Here is a 15,633-nt window from a genome sequence, read left to right on the forward strand (position 1 = left end):
GGGGGGCGGGGGGCGCGGGGGAGGGCCCCGTCGCCTCGGGGGTCTTGGACACCGTCGAATCGCCGGAGCCACAGCCGACGAGGGTCACCAGAGCGGCTGCCCCGACCGCGATCTCGACCACCCGTCTCACAACAGCGCACCGTACCGGGATCGGATGTGAGGTGGGAACAGGCGCGCTGGGCGGAAGCGGCCCGATGGCGCACTAGACTTGCCTCGTTATGACGTCGCCTGAACCGGACGCCCCCGGTACCGAAACCACCTTCGCTGATCTGCAGATTCACCCGGAGGTGCTGCGGGCCGTCACCGACGTCGGCTACGAGAGCCCGTCGGCGATCCAGGCCGCCACCATCCCGGCGATGCTGGCCGGTTCCGACGTCGTCGGCCTGGCCCAGACCGGGACGGGCAAGACCGCGGCCTTCGCGATCCCCATCCTGTCGAAGATCGACACCGCCAGCCGCCACACCCAGGCGCTGGTCCTGGCCCCGACGCGCGAGCTCGCGCTGCAGGTCGCCGAGGCCTTCGGCCGCTACGGCGCGCACCTGCACGTCAACGTGCTTCCGGTCTACGGCGGCTCCTCGTACGGTCCGCAGCTCGCCGGCCTCAAGCGTGGCGCGCAGGTCGTCGTCGGCACGCCGGGCCGGGTGATCGACCACCTCGACAAGGGCAGTCTCGACCTGTCGCACCTGGACTACATGGTGCTCGACGAGGCCGACGAGATGCTGCAGATGGGCTTCGCCGAGGACGTGGAGCGGATCCTCGCCGACACCCCCGAGTACAAGCAGGTGGCGCTGTTCTCCGCGACCATGCCGCCGGCCATCAAGAAGATCACCGCCAAATACCTGCACGACCCCGTCGAGGTGACGGTCAAGGCGAAGACCCAGACCGCCGAGAACATCACGCAGCGCTACCTGCAGGTGTCCTACCCGCGCAAGATGGACGCGCTGACCCGGCTGCTCGAGGTCGAGCAGGGCGACGCGATGATCGTGTTCGTCCGCACCAAGCAGGCCACCGAGGAGGTCGCCGAGAAGCTGCGGGCGCGCGGGTTCGCGGCGGCGGCCATCAACGGCGACATCCCGCAGGCCGTGCGTGAACGCACCATCAGCCAGCTCAAGGACGGGTCGATCGACATCCTGGTGGCGACCGACGTGGCGGCGCGCGGGCTCGATGTCGAGCGGATCTCGCACGTGGTGAACTTCGACATCCCGCACGATCCGGAGTCCTACGTGCACCGCATCGGCCGCACCGGCCGCGCCGGACGGTCGGGCACCGCGCTGCTGTTCGTCACGCCCCGCGAGCGGCATCTGCTGAATTCGATCGAACGGGTCACCCGGCAGAAGCTCGTCGAGATCGCGCTGCCGTCGGTCGAGGACGTCAACGCCCAGCGGGTGGAGAAGTTCCGGGATTCGATCAGCGAGGCGCTCAACGCCCCGGGCATCGACCTGTTCCGCCGCCTCATCGAGGACTACGAGCGGGACAACAACGTGCCGCTCGCCGACATCGCCGCGGCGCTGGCCGTGCAGTCCCGCAACGGCGAGGCGTTCCTGATGACCGAGCCGCCGCCGGAGAAGCGGCGCGAGCGTCCCGTGCGCGAGGACGGCGGACCCCGCAAGGCGCGCGACCGGTCGAGGACGGACCTGGCCACCTACCGCATCGCCGTGGGCAAGCGGCACAAGGTGATGCCCGGTGCGATCGTGGGTGCGATCGCCAACGAGGGCGGCCTGAACCGCAGCGATTTCGGCCACATCTCGATCAAACCCGAGTACTCGCTGGTCGAGCTGCCGGCCAACCTGTCGAAGGACACCCTCAAGAAGCTCGAGCGCACCCGCATCCAGGGCATGCTGATCAATCTCGAACCCGATCGCGGGCCCAAGGCGCGCCACAAGGGCAAGTGACCGCACCGCGCGGCGTGCAGGAGCCGGTCGCTCAGGGCGGGCTCGAATCGGTGTCCAGCGCCGAGCGTGTCGCCTCGCTGACGGGTGTCCGCGCGGTCGCCGCGCTACTGGTGGTGCTGACGCACGCCGCCTACACCACCGGCAGGTATCCGCAGGGGTTCGAGGGTCTGGTCTATTCGCGTATGGAGATCGGCGTGCCGATCTTCTTCGTGCTGTCGGGTTTCCTGTTGTTCCGCCCGTGGGTGCGGGCGGCGGCCCGTGGCGGCCCGCCGCCCTCGGTGCGCCGCTACGCCTGGCACCGGGTGCGCCGCATCATGCCCGCGTATGTGGTGACCGTGGTGGCGGCCTATCTCGTCTATAACTTCCGCACCGCGGGGCCGAACCCCGGACACACCTGGGAAGGGTTGTTCCGCAACCTCACCCTGACGCAGATCTACACCGACGACTACCTCTACTCGTTCCTGCACCAGGGGTTGACGCAGATGTGGAGCCTCGCCGTCGAGGCGGCCTTCTACGTCGTGCTGCCGGCGATGGCGTACGTGCTGCTGGTGGTGGTGTGCCGACGGGCGTGGCGGCCGGGGCTGCTGCTGTCGGGGCTCGCGTTGTTCGCCGCGGTATCGCCGGTATGGCTGTGGCTCGTGCACAGCGTGGACTGGCTGCCCGACGGCGCCCGGCTCTGGCTGCCGACGTACCTGGTGTGGTTCGTCGGCGGGATGCTGCTGGCCGTGCTGGCGGCGATGGGCGTGCGGGTCTACGCGTTGGCGGCCGTTCCGCTGGCGGTGGTCTGCTATCTGATCGCGTCCACGCCGATCGCCGGTGAACCGACCACCTCACCTGCCGGACTGCAGGAGGCGCTGGTCAAGACCGCGTTCTACGCCGTGATCGCGACGCTGGCGGTGGCGCCGCTGGCCTTGGGTGATCGCGGCTGGTACGAGCGGTTCCTGGCGAGCAGGCCGATGGTGTTCCTCGGCGAGATCTCCTACGAGATCTTCCTCATCCACCTGATCACCATGGAGGTGGTGATGGTGGAGATCCTGCGTTACCCGATCTACACGGGGTCGATGCTGTGGTTGTTCGTCGGCACGATGGCGACGACGATCCCGCTGGCGTGGGTGCTGCACCGGTTCACCCGGGTGCGCCCGACCTGACGCCCCCGCACCGGCGCCGAGACCGTCGCGGCGAACGACGGACGTCCGTTCTCGCTCCTGTCTTAGGTTAAGCTGCCCTAAGCTTGACGACGAAGGGTGGGACGCATGGCCGACAAGAAGCCATCGCGCGGGTTCAGCGGCGCAGTGCTCAAGCTGATGCGGGCCGGCGACTACACGCTCACGGTCACCGGCAGGCGCGAGATCGGCCCGTACTACCTGCGGCTGAGCTTCACCGCAGGCGGCATGCTCGCCGACAACCCGCCGCACCCGACGCAGTGGGTGCGGGTGTGGTTCGCCGACGGCGACAAACAGCACCAGCGCGGCTACACCCTGGTCGACCCGGATCCGGCGCGCGACACCGTGGACATCGAGTTCGCCCTGCACGACGGCGTGGCATCGCAGTGGGCACGCGACGCGCAGCCCGGTGACACCCTCGAGATCACCGTCCTCGGCAGCAATTTCGCGCTACCCGAACCGCGCCCGGTCGGTTACGTGATCGTCGGCGACACCGCGTCGCTGCCCGCCATCAACTCGCTGCTGGCCGCCATCGGCGACGCCCCGGCACGGGTGTTCCTCGAAGCCGGCCACGAGGAGGACAAGCAACTGCCGGTCGCCCGCGCGTCCGACGTCACCTGGGTGGACCGCAAGAACGCCGGTGAGGCGCTCATCGAGACGGTCGCCGCGGCGGCGTTCGACGCCGCCGACCACTTCGGGTGGGTGGCCTGCGACAACCGCACCACCCGCGCGGTGTCGAAGGTGCTGCGCGAGGACTACAAGATCCCGAAGAAGTCCATCAAAGCACAGGCGTACTGGCAGGTCTGACGGCCGGCCGGGGCTTTGTGACGGCGCGCCGAAAACGCCGGGGCGCCGCCGCGCACCGGCATAGGCTGGCCGGGCCCGGACTCGAAAAGCGCGGTCCGGGAACCTCGGGAGGCCGGCCATGTCCCACTCGTCACCGGAGCGCGACGGACAGCACACCTCGGCGGCCGCGGTGCGGCGCGACGTGCTCCCGATCCCGGATCCCCGGCACGTCGGTCTGACGACGTACGACGCGAAGGATCCGGACACCACATATCCGCCGATCACCAGACTGCGGCCGCCCGAGGGCGCGCCGAACGTGCTGATCGTGCTGATCGACGACGTGGGCTTCGGCGCGAGTTCGGCGTTCGGCGGCCCGTGCCGCACACCGGTCGCCGAACGGCTGGCGGCCAACGGCGTGAAACTCAACCGCTTCCACACCACCGCGCTGTGCTCGCCGACCCGTCAGGCGTTGCTGACCGGCCGCAACCACCACTCGGTGGGGATGGGCGGTGTCACCGAGATCGCGACGTCGGCGCCCGGGTACAGCAGCATCCGGCCCAAGGACAAGGCGCCGATCGCGGAGACGTTGCGGCTCAACGGCTACTCGACGAGTCAGTTCGGCAAGTGCCACGAGGTCCCGGTGTGGGAGGTGTCGCCGGTCGGGCCGTTCGACCAGTGGCCGACGGGGTCGGGGTTCGAGCACTTCTACGGGTTCGTCGGCGGCGAGGCCAACCAGTACTACCCGGGCCTGTTCGAGGGCACCACACCCGTCGAGCCGGCCAAGACGCCCGAGCAGGGCTACACACTCACCGAGGACCTCGCCGACCGGGCGATCACCTGGGTGCGCCGGCAACACGCGCTCGCCCCGGACAAGCCGTTCTTCATGTACTTCGCACCCGGCGCCACGCACGCGCCGCACCACGTGCCCCGGCAGTGGTCCGACAGGTACCGCGGCGAATTCGACGCCGGCTGGGATGTGTTGCGCGAGCAGATCTTCGCACGCCAGAAGGAGCTCGGGGTGGTACCGCCGCACGCCGAGCTGACGCGACGGCACGACGAGATCCCCGGCTGGGACGACATGCCCGAACGGCTCAGGCCGGTACTGGCCCGGCAGATGGAGATCTACGCGGGCTTCATGGAGCAGACCGACCACGAGGTCGGGCGGCTGATCGACGCCATCGACGATCTCGGCGCGCTCGACAACACGCTGGTCTACTACATCATCGGGGACAACGGCGCGTCCGCGGAGGGCACGCCCAACGGGTGCTTCAACGAGATGTGCACGCTCAACGGTCTGGCCGGGATCGAGACCGAGGACTTCCTGCTGTCCAAGATCGACGACTTCGGCACACCCGACGCCTACAACCACTACGCGGTGGGCTGGGCGCACGCCCTGTGTGCGCCGTATCAGTGGACCAAACAGGTCGCGTCCCACTGGGGCGGCACCCGCAACGGCACGATCGTGCACTGGCCGGCCGGACTCGGCGGCGGCGGCCGGACCCGCGACCAGTTCCACCACGTCATCGACGTCGCGCCGACGATTCTCGAAGCAGCGGGCATCCCCGCGCCGCTGCTGGTCAACGGCATCGCGCAGGCGCCGATGGAGGGCGCCAGCATGATCTCGACGTTGCGCGCCGCCGACGCTCCCGAGACCCACCGCGTGCAGTACTTCGAGATGTTCGGCAACCGCGGCATCTATCACGACGGGTGGACCGCGGTCACCAAACACCGAACGCCGTGGCTGGCCGACCAACCCCCGCTCGAGGACGACGTGTGGGAACTCTACGGCCCGGACGACTGGACCCAGGCCCACGACCTGGCGGCCGAGAATCCGGCGAAACTGGCCGAGCTGCAGCGTCTGTGGCTCATCGAGGCGGTGAAGTACGACGTGTTGCCGCTCGACGACCGGTCGTTCGAGCGCTTCAACCCGGACATCTCCGGCCGGCCGGTGCTCATCACCGGCACCACCCAGACCATCTTCTCCGGCATGCGATTGATGGAGAGCTGCGTGCTCAACATCAAGAACAAGTCGCACTCGGTGACCGCCCGGGTGTCGGTGCCCGAGTCCGGCGCGCAGGGGGTGGTGATCAGCCAGGGCGGTGGCGTCGGCGGGTGGTGCCTCTACGCCCACGAGGGCCGGTGGAAATACTGCTACAACTTCCTCGGCATCGAGTACTACTACGTCACCACCGACGCACCGATTCCGGCAGGCGACCACCTCCTGCGCATGGAGTTCGCCTACGACGGCGGTGGACTGGGCAAGGGTGGCGACGTGACGCTGTTCTGCGACGACGAAACGGTCGGCAGCGGCAGGGTGGAGCAGACCGAGCCGATGGCGTTCTCCGCCGACGAGGCGTGTGACGTCGGTTCGGACACCGGGTCACCGACCTCGCCCGACTACGGACCGCACGGCAATGCATTCACCGGGCGCATCGACTGGGTGAAGATCGACATCGGCGCCGACGGCCACGACCATCTGGTCACCCCGGAAGACAAGCTGACCATCGCGATGTCGCGACAGTGATCACCGCGCTCGTTGCGGGCTGATCAGGACCGGCGCCACGAAGTCCTCGAGCATCGCGCGCTCGTCGTCCTCGTCGCGACCGGGGAACAGCAACAGCGAGGTGAGCACCCGAACCAGCCAGCGCGCCCGTCGCTCGACGTCTTCGGTATGGCCCAGCGACCGCACGAACGCCTCGACCATGGCCGCGACGACGTCGGACCGTTCGGCCCACTCACCGCCGATCGGGCGCGCCGTCGGGGTGAACCACGATGCGAGCGCGGGGTTTTCGCGCACACTGCGCAGGGTGAGCACCGTGCTCTCGATCAGCCGCTCGGCCGGGTCGGCCACCCCGCCGAGCCGTTCGGCCAGCGTGCGGTACAGCCGCTGCGCCTCGCGGTGGACGTAGGCGGTGTGCAGGGTGTCGCGGCTGTCGAAGTGGCGGTACAGCGTCGCCCGCGAACACCCGGCCGCCTTCGCGATGTCGTTCATGCCGACGGTGGCGGCGTCGCGTTCGGCGAACAGCCGCTCGGCCGCGTCGAGGATGCGGTCGGCGGCCGTCACAGCGCGAACGGCACCGACAGCGGACGGCGGACGTAACTGCCGCCCGCCCAGACGATCCCGGCCTCGTCGACGGTGAAGTCGGGACACCGGGCGAGCAGCTCGGTCAGGGCGACCCGCGACTGCATCCTGGCCGCCGCGGCGCCGAGGCAGAAGTGCGCGCCGTGGCTGAACGTCAGGATGTTGCGCGGCCGCCGGGTGACGTCGAGTTCGCCTGCATCAGGACCGAATTCGCGCTCGTCGCGGTTGGCCGACCCGTAGAGCAGCAGGACCTTGCGGCCCGCCGGGATGGTGGTGTCCCCGATGGTGACGTCGCGGGTCGCGGTGCGCGCCAGCCCCTGCACCGGTGAGGTCAACCGCAGGAATTCGTCGACCGCGTCGGTGACGAGCTCCGGTTCGGTGGCGAGCAGGCGCCGCTGGTCGGGGCGCTGATGCAGCAGTTGCACTGTGCCGCCGAGCATTCCGGTGGTGGTGTCGTTGCCCCCGGTGACCATCGTGAACGTGAACGCCAGCACCGGCAGCACGTCGACGCCGGCGGCCACCAGGTGGCTGATGGTGTCGTCACCGGGTTCGCGGCGGCGGCGTTCGATCAGTTCGGCGAAGTAGCCCATCATCGCGCCGATCGCGTCGCCCGCCCCGGTCACCCCGCCGGGCCCGGTGTTGGCCGCGACGATCGCCTCGGTCCATCCGTCGAACTGCGCACGGTCCGCCTCGGGTACGCCGAGGTAGTGCGCGACGACCATCGACGGCAGCGGTTTGAACAACTCCCGGACGATGTCGCCACCGCCGTCCGCACGCAACCGTTCGATGCGCTCGACGACGAACGCGCGGACCGCCGGTTCCACGGCCTCCACCTGCCGGGGGGTGAAACCGCGTGACACCAGCTTGCGGAAGTCGGTGTGCGTCGGCGGGTCCTGCATGACGAACGGCGGGTTGTCCGCCAGGCCGATCATCTCGAGTTCGCCGTAGTTGACGGTGAGGCCCTGCGCGGACGAGAACGTCTCGTGATCGCGGGCCGCGCGCCACACGTCGGCGTGCCGGGACAGCACGTAATAGTCGAGGTCAGGTGTCGCGGGCGGGACGACGTGGTGGACGGGGTCGTGCTCGCGCAGGGCGGCGTACATCGGCCACGGGTTCGTCCAGGTCTCGGCCGTCGCCAGTTCGAAGCGGGCCGCATGAGACACATTCGCCGTCATGTCTCATGGATACGGCAGACCGGTGACGGCGTCAACCCCCGTTGGCCCGTCCGCGCGAAACAGCATTCTCAGTACGCGGCGCCCGGGTTGAGGATCGCGTCGGGGTCGAGGGCCTGTTTGATGCGGCGGTTGAGTTCCATCGCCTCCGGACCGATCTGGCCGGCCAACCACGGCCGTTTCAACCGCCCGACACCGTGTTCCCCGGTGATGGTGCCGCCCAGGCCGACCGCGAGGTCCATGATCTCGCCGAACGCCTTCTCGGCACGCTCGGCCATCGCCGCGTCGGCCGGGTCGAACACGATCAGCGGGTGGGTGTTGCCGTCCCCGGCATGGGCGATCACCGAGATCAGCACATCGCGGTCGGCGGCGATCTTCTCGATGCCGGCGCACAGCTCGGCGAGTCGGGGCACCGGCACGCCGACGTCCTCGAGCAGCAGCGCGCCCTTGGCCTCGACGGCTGGGATGGCGAACCGCCGGGCCGCCACGAACGCCTCGCCCTCGTCGGGATCCGTCGTCGAGAAGACCTCGGTCGCACCGGCTTCGGTGAACACCTTCGCCATGAGCTCGGCGTCCTCGGCGCCGGCCGCACCCCGGTCGTCGGAGGCGGCGACCATCATCGCGGCGGCATTGCGGTCCAGGCCCATGCGCAGCTTGTCCTCGACGGCGTTGATCGCGACGGCGTCCATGAACTCGAGCATCGACGGCCGGATCGTTCCGGTGATGGTGGCCACGGCGTCCGCCGCCGCCTCGACGGAGTCGAACGTGGCGACGACGGTGCACGGTGACGGCTGGGGCGGCAGCAGGCGCAGCGTCACCTCGGTGATGACCCCGAGCGTGCCCTCGCTGCCCACGAACAGCTTGGTCAGCGAGAGCCCGGCGACGTCCTTGAGCCGCGGCCCGCCGAGGCGCACCGCGGTGCCGTCGGCGAGCACCACCTGCAGACCGAGCACGTAGTCCGTGGTCACCCCGTACTTCACACAGCACAGGCCGCCGGCGTTGGTGGCGACGTTGCCGCCGATGCTGCAGATCTCGTACGACGACGGGTCCGGCGGATACCACAGTCCGTATTCGGCGACCGCCTTCTTGACCTCGGCGTTGAGCAGGCCGGGTTGGGCCACCGCGGTTCTGGTGACCGGGTCTACGGTGATGTCGCGCATCTTCTCCGTCGACAGCACGATTGCGCCGTCGAGCGCCGTCGCCCCGCCGGACAGCCCGGTGCCCATCCCGCGCGGAACCACCGCCACCCTGTGCGCCGACGCCCAGCGCAGCACGGTCTGCACCTCTTCTGTGCGGGTCGGGCGCACGACGGCCAGCGCGGTTCCGGCGCTCGGATCGGCCGCCCGGTCCTGCCGGTAGGACGCCACGATGTCGGGATCGGTGACGACGACGCCGTCGGGCAGTTCGGCGATCAGATCGCTCAGGGCGGGGCTCACGTCGCCATGGTAGGTCGTGGTGAGACGGGCTCAGCGGACCGCGAAGACCTTGTAGTGCACGGCGCTGCGCGACACCTCGTTGATCGCCACCGTGTGAAGGCCGGTGAGCCAGCGGTACCGGTGGTCGTCGGTGTCGAACAGCGGACTCGACCGGGCGTAGATCTCGTCGTACCGCAGGAGCGCTCCCGAGGAGAAACGTTGCGCGGCAACGGCGGACATCGAGACGCGGCCGGTGTTGGTGAGGTGGATGTGGGCGCCGTCGTCGGTGCGCAGGGTCGCCCGCACGTCGAGGCGGGCCACGCCGTCGGCTCCGAGCACCACCCAGTCCCCGCCGCCGGGGAGCACGTCGGCGCGGATCCGCGGACCTTCGCAGCGTCCCTCGGCGATGACGTAGGTGGCCCGCATGCCGACGGGCGTCGTGAAGGTGTGGACCGCCGAGAACGCGATGCGGATGTCGAGCAGATGCTCGAGTGCCGGTTCGGCGTCGATGTCGACCAGTGGGGAAGCGGTCATGACCTACGGTAGGAGTATCGCTTGGAAAAAGCAAGTATCCGTTGAAGAGGGGTTGAGCTGCACTAGTTTCGACGCATGCCCCGCTCCTACGGCCAACACTGCGCGCTGGCCAAGAGCCTCGACCTGGTCGGCGACCGGTGGACGCTGCTGATCGTGCGCGAGCTGCTCGACCGGCCGCGGCGCTACGGGGATTTGCTGAGCGGGCTCGCGCCCATCGCCACCGACATGCTCGCCGGGCGGCTGCGCGACCTCGAACGCAACGGGCTGGTGGTCAAACGCGAACTCCCCAAACCCGCGTCGGGCAACGTCTACGACCTCACCGACGACGGCCGCGCGCTCGAAGACGTCATCAACGCGTTCGCGCGGTGGGGCAGGCATCTGCTGTTCACGCGCACCCCCACGGACCTGGTCCGCCCCGAGTGGCTGGCGCGCGCGGTGCGCGCCTATGTGCGTGACGACCGCACCGGACCCGATCTGGTGCTGCGGCTGGCGACCCCGCAGGGCGGTGCGACCATGATGATCGGTGACCGCCGGGTCGAGGTGGTCGGCGACGACGTCACACCCGACGTCGTGCTGACCGGTGAGGTCGACGTGCTGGCCGCCGCCACCGATCCCGCGCGGGTCGACGAGTTGGTCGCCGCGGGCAGGTTGCACGTGGCAGGCGCCCCCGACGCGGTGCGGCAACTCGCGGAGGTGTTCATCCCGCCCCGGGTTCGTCTCTGAGGGGTCGGGCCGGCTCCCGGTCGAGTTCGCGCAGCGCGGGCAGGAAGACGGCCGCCACACCGAGGGCCAGCATCGGCAGCGCGAGCGCGAAGAATGTCGCGGACAAACCCGCGCCGTCGGCCAGGGGACCGGCCACCACCAGGCCGAGTGGTCCGGCGGCGTAGGCCAGCGACCCCATCACCCCGACCACGCGGCCCCGCAGGTGAGCGGGCGCCCGCGTCTGCATGACGTAGTTGTAGATCGGCGCGATCGGCCCGTACACCAGCCCGACGATCGCCGACAGGATCAGGATCACCGGCAGCGGGGGGAGGAATGCGATGACCGTCATCGCGACGCCGAGGGTGAGTACGGCGGCCAGCATCACCGTTCGGCGGTTGACGTATCGCGACAGCGCCGCATAGCCGAGGGCGCCCACCAGCCCGCCGACCGACAGCGCCATCAACACCCAGCCCAGCTGCGCCGGTTCGTCGCGGTCGGTGAAGTACTTCGGGAACAGCACGCTCTCCATCGGCATGTACAGCCCGGTGGCGATCAGGTCGACCACCGCCAGGGTGCGCAACACCGGTGTGCGCCAGACGAATCCGAGCCCTTCGACGATGCCGGCCCACACCCGCTCGGGCAGTTGGTCACGCTCGGGCCGCCCCGCACCCTCCAGGCTCAGCGCCGCGATCGCCAGGATCGACAGCACGAACGCCCCGGCCGTGACCCACATGGTGTTCACGCCGCCCATGGTCGCGATCAACAGTCCGCCGATCCCGGGCCCGACGATGTAGGCGAGGTTGAACACGGCCTCGTACACGCTGTTGGCGTGGTCGAGTGTCCACCCGGCCCGGTGGGCGGCCTCGGGCAGCATCGTCTCGCGGGCGGTCATCCCGGCCGGGTCGAAGAACGCGCCGAGCGCCGCGAGCGCTGCGAGCACCGCCACGTTGACGACCTGCACGCCGAGGGTCCAGGCGAGGACGGGCACCGCGGCCACCGACAGCGCGGACAGCGCATCGGAGATCATCGACACCCGGCGCCGGCCCAGGTAGTCGACGGCCGCGCCGGCGATCAGGGTGGCGACCAACAGCGGCAGGGTCCCGGCCATCGCGACGATCGACGCGTCGACCGCTGAGCCGTTGCGCTGCAACACCAGCCACGGGAACGCCACCAGTGAGATGCCGTTACCCGCTCCCGCGGTCAACGCCGAGAAGTAGATGAGGTACAGCGGACCGCGCTTGCTGGTGATCATGGGTTATCGCGCCCGAATCTAGCAGCGGGCGGCACAGTGGAGACGTGCAATCACCTCACCCGCGCACCGGTGTCCTGTTTCCCTCGCCCGTGCCGCCGGGCACCGGGTGGCCGGGCGACCCGGCCACGCCCGCGACGGCGGTGGCCGCGTCCGCGGCGGCGGTGGAGTCGCTGGCCGAGGCGGCGGGGTCGCTGAACGAACTGGACGCGCTGGTCTCGGTGTGCCGCGCGTGCCCGCGTCTGGTCGAGTGGCGGGAGGAGGCGGCCGCGGTCAAACGCAAGTCGTTCGCCGATCAGCCCTACTGGGGCAGACCCGCACCGGGGTGGGGTGACGCCCATCCGCGCATCATGGTCGTCGGGCTGGCCCCGGCCGCCCACGGCGCCAACCGCACCGGCCGGATCTTCACCGGGGACCGCTCCGGGGACTTCCTGTTCGCCGCGCTGCACCGTGCCGGCCTGGCCAACCAGGCGCTGTGCGTCGACGCCGCAGACGGTCTGGCGCTCAACGACGTTCGGATGGCCGCCGCGGTCCGGTGCGCGCCGCCGGGTAACGCGCCGACCCCGGCCGAGCGAGCGACGTGCGCACCGTGGCTCGACGCGGAGTGGCGTCTGGTCCGCGGTGACGTGCGGGTGGTGATCGCACTGGGCGGCTTCGCGTGGAAGGCGGCGCTGCGGATGCTGCGGCGTGGCGGCGTCGCCGTGCCGGTGCCCGCGCCGACGTTCGGCCACCTCGCCGAGGCCGCGATCGGCGACGTGACCCTGGTGGGCTGCTACCACCCGAGCCAGCAGAACACGTTCACCGGCAAGCTGACCCCGGCCATGATGGACGACGTCTTCACCCGGGCGCGTGACCTGGCAGGACGGTAGCCCGCCGGCCGGCGGGAACGTAGCCGGGCCGGAATGCGTTGACGTTGCCATGCGTCTTTCTGTCCTGGACCTCATACCCGTGCGCACCGACCAGACCACCTCGGATGCGCTGGCGGCGACCACCCGGCTCGCGCAGACCGCCGACCGCCTGGGCTACACCCGCTACTGGATCGCCGAGCACCACAACATGCCCGCCGTGGCGGCCACCAGCCCACCGGTCGTGATCGCCCACCTCGCCGCGCAGACGTCCCAGGTGCGCTTCGGTTCCGGTGGCGTGATGCTGCCCAACCACGCGCCGCTGGCGGTGGCCGAACAGTTCGCGCTCCTGGAGGCCGCCCACCCGGGCCGCATCGACCTCGGGATCGGCCGGGCGCCCGGATCCGACCCGGTGACGTCGATGGCGCTGCGCGGCGCCGCCGGCCGCGACGACACCGACATCGAACGCTTTCCCGACTACCTCGACGACGTCGCGGCGCTGATGAGCCGCCACGGTGTACGGGTGTCGTTGCCGCGCAACCTGATGCGGGAGAACTACATCCTCAAGGCCACCCCCGCGGCGACCACCGAACCGCGGCTGTGGCTGCTCGGCTCCTCGATGTACTCCGCGCACCTCGCCGCGGCCAAGGGGCTGCCGTACGTGTTCGCCCACCACTTCTCCGGCCAGGGCACCGCCGAGGCGCTGGCGACCTATCGCGCCGAGTTCCGCCCCAGCGACGTCGCCGCCGAACCGGTCACGTTCCTCACGGTCAACGCCGTCGTCGCCGAGACCCACGACGAGGCGATGGCGCTGATGCTGCCGAACCTGCACATGATGGCCCAGCTGCGCACGGGTCAGCCGCTCACCGCGCTCGACCTCGTGGAGGACGCGCAGGCCAAGGAGCTCAGCCCGCAGGCCCAGGCCGTCGTCCAGCACGGACTGCAGCGCGCCGTGGTGGGCTCACCGGCGGAGGCGGCCGCGCAGGTGCGGGCGCTGGCCGCCGAGTTCGACGTCGACGAGGTGATGGTCAACCCCGTCGCCTCGGCGCGCCGCGGCACCGATCCCGCGACGGCGCCGGCGCGCGACACCACGCTGGAACTGCTCGCCAAGGAGTTGTTCTAGGGGGTGAGCACGACGATGGGGATCGGCCGCGTCGTGCGCTTCTGGTAGGCGTCGTAGCGGTTGGAGTTGTTGTCGTTGACGATGCGCCACAGCCGGGCGTAGTCCGGGTCGTCGGGCAGGACCGGTCGCGCCGTCACCGCCAACCGCCTTGTCCCGACGTTGATCTCGACCGCGGGATGAGCCTTGAGGTTGTGGTACCAACCCGGTGATCGGGGGGCCCCGCCCAACGACGCGACGATCAGGTAGTCGTCGCCGTCGCGGGCGTAGGTCAGTGTGTTGCTGCGGGCCTTGCCGGTCTTGGCGCCGACGGTGTGCAGCAGCAGGCTCGGCGGGGCACCGGGGATGCGGTGGCCGATGCGGCCGCCCGACTTCTTGTAGAGGAGGTCGTGCACCCTAAGCAGCCGGATGCCGATCTTCTCGGCGGGATCGAGGTTGCTCATTGCACCAGTGTGTCAGCCGCCGCGACCATAGGGTGTCGAGATGCACGACTGGGGCGGGGCGCGCGCGGTGGTGGTCGGAGGCTCCATCGGAGGCGTGACCACCGCATTGTTGTTGCGGCGGCTGGATTTCGAGGTGTCGGTCTTCGAGCGGACACCCGAGGATCTGGGCGGTCGCGGTGGTGGCATCGTCCTGCATCCGGAGACGCTGCGCTGGTTCACCGAGTGCAGCGACCGGCATCCCGAGCAGGTCAGCACGTCGACCCATCACGTGCAGTACCTCGACCGGGGTGACGCCGTGGTGCACACCGAACCGCTGGCCTGGACCTTCACCTCCTGGGGCACGTTCCAGCGCGCGCTGCTCGCCGATTTCGGCACTGACCACTACCACCTCGGTGAGACCGCGACGGGGTTCGACCAGGACGCCGACGGCGCCGAGGTGTATTTCGCCTCGGGTCGTTGTGAACGCGCGGACCTGGTGGTGTTCGCCGACGGCGTCACCTCCACCAACCGGCGGCACTTTTCCCCATCGGCGGATCTTGAGTACGCGGGCTACGTCGGATGGCGCGGGACGCTGCCCGAGAGCCGGCTCTCGGCCGGCACCTTCGAACGGTTGCACGACGCGATCACCTACAGTTTCGCGCCGCACACCCATCTCGTCGCCTACCCGATCCCGTCCCCGGACGGCGGCCTGGCGGTGGGGCGGCGACTGATGAACTTCGTGTGGTACCGCAATGTGGCGGCCGGCGAACTCGCCGAGTTGATGACCGACCGCAACGGTGACGTGGCGGCGGTGTCATTGCATCCCGGGGCGGTGCAGGACCGCTTCGTCGAGGAAATGCGCACAGCAGCAACGGCTTTGCTGGCGCCATCGGTTGCGGAGCTGGTGCTGCGCACCGAACAGCCCTTCCTGCAGGCGGTCTTGGACGTCGGCGTGGACCGCATGGTCTTGGGCCGGGTGGCATTGCTCGGCGATGCCGCGACCACCGCGCGGCCCCACGCCGCAGCGGGCACCGCCAAGGCGGCCGCGGACGCCTGGGCGCTCCACGACGCACTGCGGGCGTGCGGCGGTGTGGCCGAGGCGCTGGCGAAGTGGGAACCCGAGCAGCTCGAGCTGGGCCGGCGCCTGCTGTCCCGGGCCAGGGCCATGGGCACGCGTTCGCAGGTCGACTGCAGCTGGGAGCCGGCCGATCCGCAGAACCGGTTCGGCCTGCACGGGCCGGCGTGGTGACG

14 protein-coding genes and 1 pseudogene are annotated in these 15,633 nt (G+C 70.0%); 8 read left to right on the plus strand and 7 right to left on the minus strand.

Going from position 1 to position 15,633, the window contains the following annotated elements; genetic code table 11:
• Nucleotides 1–112 (minus strand): annotated as a pseudogene (locus AU195_RS25635) (LppP/LprE family lipoprotein); the annotation flags it as partial.
• Nucleotides 113–218: 106 nt separating this feature from the next.
• Here AU195_RS25635 and AU195_RS07025 point away from each other — a divergent pair.
• The 4 genes from AU195_RS07025 to AU195_RS07040 all read left to right on the plus strand — a co-directional run bounded on the left by AU195_RS07025 (nt 219) and on the right by AU195_RS07040 (nt 6,365).
• Entirely contained in the window at nt 219–1,892 is a 1,674-nt protein-coding gene (locus AU195_RS07025; RefSeq protein ID WP_059158353.1) for a DEAD/DEAH box helicase, read from the plus strand.
• The gene (locus tag AU195_RS07030; protein WP_059158354.1) at nt 1,889–3,040 is read left to right on the plus strand and encodes an acyltransferase family protein; all 1,152 of its coding nucleotides are present in this window, start codon (nt 1,889–1,891) and stop codon (nt 3,038–3,040) included. The genes AU195_RS07025 and AU195_RS07030 overlap by 4 nt, the downstream gene beginning before the upstream one ends.
• A gap of 105 nt (nt 3,041–3,145) precedes the next feature.
• Complete coding sequence (locus AU195_RS07035; RefSeq protein WP_059158355.1) at nt 3,146–3,862, plus strand: siderophore-interacting protein; 717 nt, start codon at nt 3,146–3,148, stop codon at nt 3,860–3,862.
• A 118-nt stretch (nt 3,863–3,980) separates the two neighbouring features.
• On the plus strand, nt 3,981–6,365 hold the full coding sequence (locus tag AU195_RS07040) for an arylsulfatase (RefSeq protein WP_059158356.1): 2,385 nt from the start codon (nt 3,981–3,983) through the stop codon (nt 6,363–6,365).
• Here AU195_RS07040 and AU195_RS07045 read toward each other — a convergent pair whose 3' ends face one another.
• The 4 genes from AU195_RS07045 to AU195_RS07060 all read right to left on the minus strand — a co-directional run bounded on the left by AU195_RS07045 (nt 6,366) and on the right by AU195_RS07060 (nt 10,044).
• Nucleotides 6,366–6,905: a TetR/AcrR family transcriptional regulator gene (locus AU195_RS07045; RefSeq protein WP_082702987.1), complete on the minus strand. Its 540-nt coding sequence runs from the start codon at nt 6,903–6,905 to the stop codon at nt 6,366–6,368. It abuts the gene before it with no gap.
• A complete protein-coding gene (locus AU195_RS07050; RefSeq protein ID WP_059158357.1) occupies nt 6,902–8,098 on the minus strand; it encodes a cytochrome P450 in 1,197 nt (398 codons plus the stop codon). The genes AU195_RS07045 and AU195_RS07050 overlap by 4 nt, the downstream gene beginning before the upstream one ends.
• Before the next feature lie 68 nt (nt 8,099–8,166).
• Nucleotides 8,167–9,531 carry an FAD-binding oxidoreductase gene (locus tag AU195_RS07055; protein WP_059158358.1) on the minus strand — a complete coding sequence of 455 codons (1,365 nt, stop codon included), beginning with the start codon at nt 9,529–9,531 and terminating at the stop codon, nt 8,167–8,169.
• A gap of 30 nt (nt 9,532–9,561) precedes the next feature.
• Nucleotides 9,562–10,044 (minus strand): DUF3237 domain-containing protein, encoded by a 483-nt coding sequence (locus tag AU195_RS07060; RefSeq protein WP_059158359.1) that lies wholly within the window; start codon nt 10,042–10,044, stop codon nt 9,562–9,564.
• A 75-nt stretch (nt 10,045–10,119) separates the two neighbouring features.
• On the opposite strand from AU195_RS07060, the gene AU195_RS07065 reads away from it, so the two are divergent.
• Nucleotides 10,120–10,767 (plus strand): winged helix-turn-helix transcriptional regulator, encoded by a 648-nt coding sequence (locus AU195_RS07065; protein ID WP_059158360.1) that lies wholly within the window; start codon nt 10,120–10,122, stop codon nt 10,765–10,767.
• Here the strand turns inward: AU195_RS07065 and tap are convergent.
• Nucleotides 10,742–11,998 (minus strand): multidrug efflux MFS transporter Tap, encoded by a 1,257-nt coding sequence (tap, locus tag AU195_RS07070; protein WP_059158361.1) that lies wholly within the window; start codon nt 11,996–11,998, stop codon nt 10,742–10,744. The genes AU195_RS07065 and tap overlap by 26 nt on opposite strands.
• A 44-nt stretch (nt 11,999–12,042) precedes the next feature.
• Here tap and AU195_RS07075 point away from each other — a divergent pair, with 44 nt between their 5' ends.
• Nucleotides 12,043–12,864: a uracil-DNA glycosylase gene (locus tag AU195_RS07075; RefSeq protein ID WP_059158362.1), complete on the plus strand. Its 822-nt coding sequence runs from the start codon at nt 12,043–12,045 to the stop codon at nt 12,862–12,864.
• Between the two features lie 49 nt (nt 12,865–12,913).
• Nucleotides 12,914–13,963, plus strand: a complete 1,050-nt coding sequence (locus tag AU195_RS07080; RefSeq protein WP_059158363.1) for an LLM class flavin-dependent oxidoreductase — start codon at nt 12,914–12,916, stop codon at nt 13,961–13,963.
• Here AU195_RS07080 and AU195_RS07085 read toward each other — a convergent pair.
• On the minus strand, nt 13,960–14,403 hold the full coding sequence (locus tag AU195_RS07085; protein WP_059158364.1) for a nitroreductase family deazaflavin-dependent oxidoreductase: 444 nt from the start codon (nt 14,401–14,403) through the stop codon (nt 13,960–13,962). The genes AU195_RS07080 and AU195_RS07085 overlap by 4 nt on opposite strands.
• A 40-nt stretch (nt 14,404–14,443) precedes the next feature.
• On the opposite strand from AU195_RS07085, the gene AU195_RS07090 reads away from it, so the two are divergent.
• Nucleotides 14,444–15,631: an FAD binding domain-containing protein gene (locus AU195_RS07090; protein WP_059158365.1), complete on the plus strand. Its 1,188-nt coding sequence runs from the start codon at nt 14,444–14,446 to the stop codon at nt 15,629–15,631.
• Nucleotides 15,632–15,633: the final 2 nt, after the last annotated feature.

The sequence above is a fragment of the Mycobacterium sp. IS-1496 genome (assembly GCF_001499995.1).
GTDB lineage: Bacteria > Actinomycetota > Actinomycetes > Mycobacteriales > Mycobacteriaceae > Mycobacterium.

What these genes read in the sequence shown, in the direction of transcription:
- AU195_RS07025 (WP_059158353.1), top strand. Translation starts at nt 219, where the DNA reads ATGACGTCGCCTGAACCGGACGCCCCCGGTACCGAAACCACCTTCGCT.
- AU195_RS07035 (WP_059158355.1), top strand. Translation starts at nt 3,146, where the DNA reads ATGGCCGACAAGAAGCCATCGCGCGGGTTCAGCGGCGCAGTGCTCAAG.
- AU195_RS07040 (WP_059158356.1), top strand. Translation starts at nt 3,981, where the DNA reads ATGTCCCACTCGTCACCGGAGCGCGACGGACAGCACACCTCGGCGGCC.
- AU195_RS07050 (WP_059158357.1), bottom strand. Translation starts at nt 8,098, where the DNA reads ATGACGGCGAATGTGTCTCATGCGGCCCGCTTCGAACTGGCGACGGCC.
- AU195_RS07060 (WP_059158359.1), bottom strand. Translation starts at nt 10,044, where the DNA reads ATGACCGCTTCCCCACTGGTCGACATCGACGCCGAACCGGCACTCGAG.
- AU195_RS07065 (WP_059158360.1), top strand. Translation starts at nt 10,120, where the DNA reads ATGCCCCGCTCCTACGGCCAACACTGCGCGCTGGCCAAGAGCCTCGAC.
- tap (WP_059158361.1), bottom strand. Translation starts at nt 11,998, where the DNA reads ATGATCACCAGCAAGCGCGGTCCGCTGTACCTCATCTACTTCTCGGCG.
- AU195_RS07080 (WP_059158363.1), top strand. Translation starts at nt 12,914, where the DNA reads ATGCGTCTTTCTGTCCTGGACCTCATACCCGTGCGCACCGACCAGACC.
- AU195_RS07085 (WP_059158364.1), bottom strand. Translation starts at nt 14,403, where the DNA reads ATGAGCAACCTCGATCCCGCCGAGAAGATCGGCATCCGGCTGCTTAGG.
- AU195_RS07090 (WP_059158365.1), top strand. Translation starts at nt 14,444, where the DNA reads ATGCACGACTGGGGCGGGGCGCGCGCGGTGGTGGTCGGAGGCTCCATC.